Raw genomic sequence first — 5,339 nt, forward strand, 5'->3', positions numbered from 1 at the left:
ACAAATCGACCGACAAGATGATCATCCGGTCGCGTCACGCGAAGAAGAAGAGGTAAGCCATGGCTCGCTCGGTCTGGAAGGGTCCTTTTGTGGACCTCCATCTGCTCAAGAAAGCCGAAACGGCCCAGGAAGGCAGCAGCAATGCGCCTATCAAAACCTGGTCGCGCCGGTCCACCATCCTGCCGCAGTTCGTGGGGCTGACCTTCAACGTCTATAACGGCCGCAAGTTCGTGCCGGTATCGGTCAACGAAGACATGGTCGGCATGAAGCTGGGTGAATTTGCGCCGACGCGCTTCTTCCCCGGTCACGCTGCCGACAAGAAGGGCAAACGCTAATGGGCAAGGAAAAGTCCCCCCGCCGCGTTGCGGATAACGAGGCGCTCTCGGTCGGCACGCAGATTCGCGGTTCGGCGCAGAAGCTGAACCTCGTCGCTGCGCTGATCCGCGGTCGCAAGGTCGAAGACGCGATGAACATCCTCACCTTCTCGAAGAAGGCGATGGCTGTCGACGTGCGCAAGGTTCTCGCCAGCGCCGTCGCCAACGCGGAGAACAACCACAACCTCGACGTTGATGCGCTGGTTATCCAGGAAGCAAGCGTCGGCAAGTCGATCTCGATGAAGCGCTGGCACGCTCGTGGCCGCGGCAAATCGACCCGGATCGTCAAGCCGTTCAGCCGCATCCGCATCGTTGTGCGCGAACAGGAAGAAGAGGCGTAATATGGGCCAGAAGAGCAATCCGATCGGCCTGCGCCTGCAGGTCAACCGCACCTGGGACAGTCGCTGGTTCGCCGAAGGCCAGGACTATGGCCGCATGCTGGTCGAAGATCTGAAGATCCGCCAGTTTGTGTTCAAGACCCTGCCGCAGGCCGCGATCTCGAAGGTCGTGATCGAACGTCCCGCGAAGCTGTGCCGCGTGTCGATCTATGCCGCCCGTCCGGGTGTCATCATCGGCAAGAAGGGCGCCGACATCGAAAAGCTTCGCAAGAAGCTGGGCGAACTGACGGGCAGCGACGTGTCGCTGAACATCGTCGAAATCCGCAAGCCCGAAGTCGACGCCAAACTTGTTGGTCAGGGCATTGCCGACCAGCTCGAACGCCGCGTCGCGTTCCGCCGCGCCATGAAGCGTGCGGTGCAGTCGGCGATGCGTCTGGGCGCTGAAGGCATCCGCATCAACTGCGCCGGCCGTCTCGGCGGCGCGGAAATCGCCCGTACCGAATGGTACCGCGAGGGCCGGGTGCCGCTGCACACGCTGCGTGCCAATGTCGACTATGCCGAATCGACCGCTCACACCGCCTATGGCGTGTGCGGGATCAAGGTGTGGATCTTCAAGGGCGAGATTCTCGGCCACGACCCGATGGCGACCGACCGTCTGATGCTCGATGCACAGACGACCGGCGTCCGTCCGGCTCGTGAAGATCGCCGCTAAGGACAACTGACATGTTGCAACCGAAGAAAACCAAGTTTCGCAAGGCCTTCAAGGGCCGCATCCATGGCAATGCCAAGGGTGGAACCAGCCTGAACTTCGGCTCCTACGGGCTGAAGGCACTGGAACCCGAGCGGATCACCGCGCGCCAGATCGAAGCGGCGCGTCGTGCGATCAGCCGCGCGATCAAGCGTCAGGGCCGTTTGTGGATCCGCATCTTCCCCGACGTCCCCGTGTCGTCGAAGCCGGCCGAAGTCCGCATGGGTAAGGGCAAGGGTTCGCCGGAATTCTGGGCCGCGCGCGTCAAGCCGGGCCGCATCCTGTTCGAACTCGACGGCGTTCCCGGCCCCGTGGCCGCGCTGGCATTCGAACGTGCGGCGATGAAACTGCCGATCAAGACCAAGGTGATTGCCCGTCTCGGCGACACCTCGCACCTGGAGGGTTAAGGGCCATGTCCAAGACCGAAGATTTCAAGGCCAAGACCGACGATCAACTGTCGGAACAGCTTGGTGAACTGAAGCGCGAGGCGTTCAACCTCCGCTTCCAGGCGGCCACCGGCCAGCTTGAAAAAGCATCGCGCGTCAAGGAAGTCCGGCGTTCGATCGCCCGCATCAAGACGCAGCAGACCGAGCGTTCGCGCTCGGCCGCGAAGTAAGGAGACTATCGATGCCGAAGCGCATTCTGACCGGTACGGTGGTGTCCGACAAGGGCGACAAGACCGTTGTGGTGAAGGTCGAGCGGAAGGTGAAGCACCCTCTGTACGGCAAGATCATCCGCCGTTCGAAAAAATACCACGCCCACGATGAGGACAACGCCATCAAGGCCGGTGAAACCGTCCGCATCGAGGAAACGAAGCCGATTTCGAAGCTCAAGACGTGGAAGGTGCTCGACAAGGTCGACACCCATAGCAAGCCAGCTTCGGCTGCTCCCGCCGCGGCCGAAGGCTGACACCAGTTCACGGAACCGCCGGGGTTGCCCGGTAGGCCAAAATAGAAGGAAATGCATCGATGATCCAGATGCAGTCACAATTGGAAGTCGCTGACAACAGCGGTGCCAAGCGCGTCCAGTGCATCAAGGTGCTGGGCGGGTCGAAGCGCCGCGTTGCCGGCGTCGGCGATGTCATCGTCGTGTCGATCAAGGAAGCTCAGCCGCGCGGCAAGGTGAAGAAGGGTGACGTGCATCGCGCAGTCATCGTCCGCACCCGCAAGGATGTGCGCCGCGCCGATGGCTCGGTGATCCGCTTCGACACCAACGCTGCCGTGCTCGTCAACAAGAACGAGGAGCCGATCGGCACCCGTATCTTTGGCCCCGTCGTCCGCGAGCTGCGCGGCCGTGGCTATATGAAGATCATCAGCCTGGCACCGGAGGTTCTCTGACCATGGGTATGGCCAAGATCAAGAAGGGCGACACGGTTGTCATCCTGTCCGGCAAGGACAAGGGCAAGACCGGCGAAGTGACGCAGAGCCTGCCGAAAGACGGCAAGGTTGTGGTCGCGGGCGTCAATGTCATCACGCGGCACCGCAAGCCGAGCCAGACCAACCCGCAGGGCGGTCTGGAACGCAAGGAAGCGCCGCTGCACGCGAGCAAGGTCGCGATTGCCGATCCCAAGAGCGGCAAGCCGACGCGCGTGCGTTTCGAAACCAAGGACGGCAAAAAGGTGCGTGTCGCCGTGAAGTCCGGGGAGACCATCAGTGGCTGATAATTACACCCCCCGCATGCGGAAGCGCTATGACGACGTGATCGTCAAGGCGATGACCGAGAAGTTCGGGTACAAGAACGCGATGGAAGTGCCGAAGATCGAAAAGATCGTGCTCAACATGGGCGTCGGTGAAGCCACGCAGGACAAGAAGAAGGTCGAAGCGGCAGCTGCTGAAATGGAGCTGATCGCGGGCCAGAAGCCTGTCGTGACCAAGGCCAAGAAGTCGATCGCCCAGTTCAAGCTGCGCGAAGGCATGCCGATCGGTTGCAAGGTCACCTTGCGCCGCGAACGCATGTACGAATTCCTCGACCGCCTGATCACCATCGCCATGCCGCGCATCCGCGATTTTCGCGGCGTGTCGGCGACGAGCTTCGACGGTCGTGGCAATTACGCCATGGGCCTGAAAGAGCAGATCATCTTCCCCGAAATCAACTATGACCGCATCGACCAGGTGCGCGGCATGGATGTGATCGTGACCACCACGGCGCGTACGGACGACGAAGCCCGCGAACTGCTCAAGCTGTTCGGCTTCCCCTTCCCGATCGCAGCCGAAGAAAAGGCAGCCGCTTGATCCTTTCGGATCAGGCTGGCTCTCTCTCAAAAGGAAAGAGAACTTAAGTCATGGCGAAACTGAGTTCGACGAACAAAAATGAGCGTCGCAAGCAGCTGGTGAAGAAATATGCCGGTCGCTACGCGAAGCTGAAGGCGATGGCAGCGGACACCTCGCTCGACGAAGGCGAGCGTCTGATTGCGCGCCTCAAGATGGCGGAAATCCCGCGTAATGGTAATCCGACCCGCATCCGTAACCGGTGCGAGATGACGGGGCGCCCGCGCGCTTATTATCGCAAATTCCGGCTGTGCCGTATTCAGCTCCGCGATCTGGCCAACAAGGGCCTGATCCCCGGTGTTGTTAAGTCGAGCTGGTAAGGGACTGACAAGATGGCAATGACCGATCCTTTGGGTGATATGCTCACCCGCATCCGCAACGGCCAGACGGCGAAGAAGGACAGCGTCCTGACGCCGGCCTCGACGCTGCGCGTCCGCGTTCTCGATGTCCTCCAGCGCGAAGGCTATATCCGCGGCTACAGCGAAGAAGCGCTGGGCGCCAAGGGCGAGCACAAGGGCATCCGCATCGAACTGAAATACTTCGAAGGGCAGCCGGCGATCCGCCATGTGGCGCGCGTTTCGAAGCCGGGTCGCCGCATCTATTCGGGGTCGAAAGACCTGCCGATCGTGCGCAACGGCCTGGGCATCACCATCGTGTCGACCCCGCGCGGTGTCCTGTCGGATGCCGAGGCTCGCGAGCATAATGTCGGCGGCGAAGTGCTGGCGGAGGTGTTCTGATGTCACGCATTGGTAAAAAAGCAGTCGCGATGCCCAGCGGTGTTACCGCTGCGATCGACGGCGGCCAGCTGTCGGTCAAGGGTCCGAAGGGCACCCTTGCGATGCCGCTGTCCGACAACATCAAATATGAAGTTGGCGATGGCAGCATTTCGGTGCAGCCGGCGAACGGTACCCGCGAAGCGCGCGCCTTTTGGGGCATGCAGCGGACTTTGGTGCAGAACCTGGTCACCGGCGTGACCGAGGGGTTCACCAAGGTCCTCGAAATCACCGGTGTCGGCTATCGCGCCAACTCGCAGGGCAAAAATCTGAAGCTGCAGCTCGGCTACAGTCACGATGTCGATTTCGCGGTGCCCGATGGCATCGAGATCAAGACGCCCGACAACACCACGATCGAGATCAGCGGCATCGACAAGCAGCAGGTTGGTCAGGTTGCAGCGGAAATCCGCCGCTGGCGTAAGCCCGAACCCTATAAGGGCAAGGGCATCAAATATCGCGGCGAGTACATCTTCCGCAAAGAAGGCAAGAAGAAGTAAGCCATGGCACATCTTACCCAATTCGAAAAACGCCGTCAGCGCGTTCGTACCGCCCTCCGCAAGCGGGCTGGTGGGCGTGCGCGCCTGTCGGTGCACCGTTCGGGCCGGCATATCTATGCCCAGCTTATCGATGATGCCGCCGGCCAGACGCTGGCTGCGGCTTCGACGCTGGACAAGGATGTCCGCGGCAAGACCGGCGCGACCACCGCGGCGGCTGCCGACGTTGGCAAGCGCCTCGCCGCTGCCGCCAAAAAGGCGGGTGTGACGCAGGTCGTGTTCGACCGCGGCGGTTTCCTGTTCCACGGGCGCATCAAGGCGCTGGCCGACGCGGCTCGCGAAGGC

General features: G+C 61.6%; 13 protein-coding genes. All 13 read left to right on the forward strand.

Annotated features, from left to right (window positions below):
* Nucleotides 1-59: 59 nt before the first annotated feature.
* Nucleotides 60-335: a 30S ribosomal protein S19 gene (gene rpsS / locus VGN68_RS17145; RefSeq protein ID WP_039578279.1), complete on the forward strand. Its 276-nt coding sequence runs from the start codon at nt 60-62 to the stop codon at nt 333-335.
* Entirely contained in the window at nt 335-715 is a 381-nt protein-coding gene (gene rplV / locus VGN68_RS17150; protein WP_088439838.1) for a 50S ribosomal protein L22, read from the forward strand. The genes rpsS and rplV overlap by 1 nt, the downstream gene beginning before the upstream one ends.
* Before the next feature lies 1 nt (nt 716).
* A complete protein-coding gene (gene rpsC / locus VGN68_RS17155; RefSeq protein ID WP_088439836.1) occupies nt 717-1,424 on the forward strand; it encodes a 30S ribosomal protein S3 in 708 nt (235 codons plus the stop codon).
* Between the two features lie 11 nt (nt 1,425-1,435).
* Nucleotides 1,436-1,867 carry a 50S ribosomal protein L16 gene (gene rplP, locus VGN68_RS17160; protein ID WP_088439834.1) on the forward strand — a complete coding sequence of 144 codons (432 nt, stop codon included), beginning with the start codon at nt 1,436-1,438 and terminating at the stop codon, nt 1,865-1,867.
* 5 nt (nt 1,868-1,872) lie between these two features.
* Nucleotides 1,873-2,076 carry a 50S ribosomal protein L29 gene (gene rpmC / locus VGN68_RS17165; RefSeq protein WP_310087366.1) on the forward strand — a complete coding sequence of 68 codons (204 nt, stop codon included), beginning with the start codon at nt 1,873-1,875 and terminating at the stop codon, nt 2,074-2,076.
* Nucleotides 2,077-2,087: 11 nt separating this feature from the next.
* Complete coding sequence (rpsQ, locus tag VGN68_RS17170; protein WP_137751518.1) at nt 2,088-2,369, forward strand: 30S ribosomal protein S17; 282 nt, start codon at nt 2,088-2,090, stop codon at nt 2,367-2,369.
* 59 nt (nt 2,370-2,428) lie between these two features.
* On the forward strand, nt 2,429-2,797 hold the full coding sequence (rplN, locus tag VGN68_RS17175) for a 50S ribosomal protein L14 (RefSeq protein WP_088439828.1): 369 nt from the start codon (nt 2,429-2,431) through the stop codon (nt 2,795-2,797).
* A gap of 2 nt (nt 2,798-2,799) precedes the next feature.
* Nucleotides 2,800-3,120: a 50S ribosomal protein L24 gene (gene rplX, locus VGN68_RS17180; protein WP_088439827.1), complete on the forward strand. Its 321-nt coding sequence runs from the start codon at nt 2,800-2,802 to the stop codon at nt 3,118-3,120.
* Entirely contained in the window at nt 3,113-3,691 is a 579-nt protein-coding gene (gene rplE, locus VGN68_RS17185; protein WP_293972316.1) for a 50S ribosomal protein L5, read from the forward strand. The genes rplX and rplE overlap by 8 nt, the downstream gene beginning before the upstream one ends.
* Nucleotides 3,692-3,741: 50 nt before the next feature.
* Nucleotides 3,742-4,047, forward strand: coding sequence for a 30S ribosomal protein S14 (gene rpsN, locus VGN68_RS17190; protein WP_293701250.1), 306 nt, complete (start codon nt 3,742-3,744; stop codon nt 4,045-4,047).
* 12 nt (nt 4,048-4,059) lie between these two features.
* Nucleotides 4,060-4,464 (forward strand): 30S ribosomal protein S8, encoded by a 405-nt coding sequence (rpsH, locus tag VGN68_RS17195; RefSeq protein ID WP_137751521.1) that lies wholly within the window; start codon nt 4,060-4,062, stop codon nt 4,462-4,464.
* Complete coding sequence (gene rplF / locus VGN68_RS17200) at nt 4,464-4,997, forward strand: 50S ribosomal protein L6 (RefSeq protein ID WP_327478388.1); 534 nt, start codon at nt 4,464-4,466, stop codon at nt 4,995-4,997. Before rpsH ends, rplF begins: the two co-directional genes overlap by 1 nt.
* Nucleotides 4,998-5,000: 3 nt before the next feature.
* Nucleotides 5,001-5,339, forward strand: a 339-nt coding sequence (gene rplR / locus VGN68_RS17205) for a 50S ribosomal protein L18 (protein ID WP_327478390.1), incomplete at its 3' end; no start/stop codon positions are given.

It is taken from the genome of Sphingopyxis sp., assembly GCF_035998965.1.
Classification (GTDB): domain Bacteria; phylum Pseudomonadota; class Alphaproteobacteria; order Sphingomonadales; family Sphingomonadaceae; genus Sphingopyxis.

Coding starts and splice junctions, on each gene's coding strand:
- rpsS (WP_039578279.1), top strand. CDS start 60: ATGGCTCGCTCGGTCTGGAAGGGTCCTTTTGTGGACCTCCATCTGCTC.
- rplV (WP_088439838.1), top strand. CDS start 335: ATGGGCAAGGAAAAGTCCCCCCGCCGCGTTGCGGATAACGAGGCGCTC.
- rpsC (WP_088439836.1), top strand. CDS start 717: ATGGGCCAGAAGAGCAATCCGATCGGCCTGCGCCTGCAGGTCAACCGC.
- rplP (WP_088439834.1), top strand. CDS start 1,436: ATGTTGCAACCGAAGAAAACCAAGTTTCGCAAGGCCTTCAAGGGCCGC.
- rpmC (WP_310087366.1), top strand. CDS start 1,873: ATGTCCAAGACCGAAGATTTCAAGGCCAAGACCGACGATCAACTGTCG.
- rpsQ (WP_137751518.1), top strand. CDS start 2,088: ATGCCGAAGCGCATTCTGACCGGTACGGTGGTGTCCGACAAGGGCGAC.
- rplN (WP_088439828.1), top strand. CDS start 2,429: ATGATCCAGATGCAGTCACAATTGGAAGTCGCTGACAACAGCGGTGCC.
- rplX (WP_088439827.1), top strand. CDS start 2,800: ATGGGTATGGCCAAGATCAAGAAGGGCGACACGGTTGTCATCCTGTCC.
- rpsN (WP_293701250.1), top strand. CDS start 3,742: ATGGCGAAACTGAGTTCGACGAACAAAAATGAGCGTCGCAAGCAGCTG.
- rpsH (WP_137751521.1), top strand. CDS start 4,060: ATGGCAATGACCGATCCTTTGGGTGATATGCTCACCCGCATCCGCAAC.
- rplF (WP_327478388.1), top strand. CDS start 4,464: ATGTCACGCATTGGTAAAAAAGCAGTCGCGATGCCCAGCGGTGTTACC.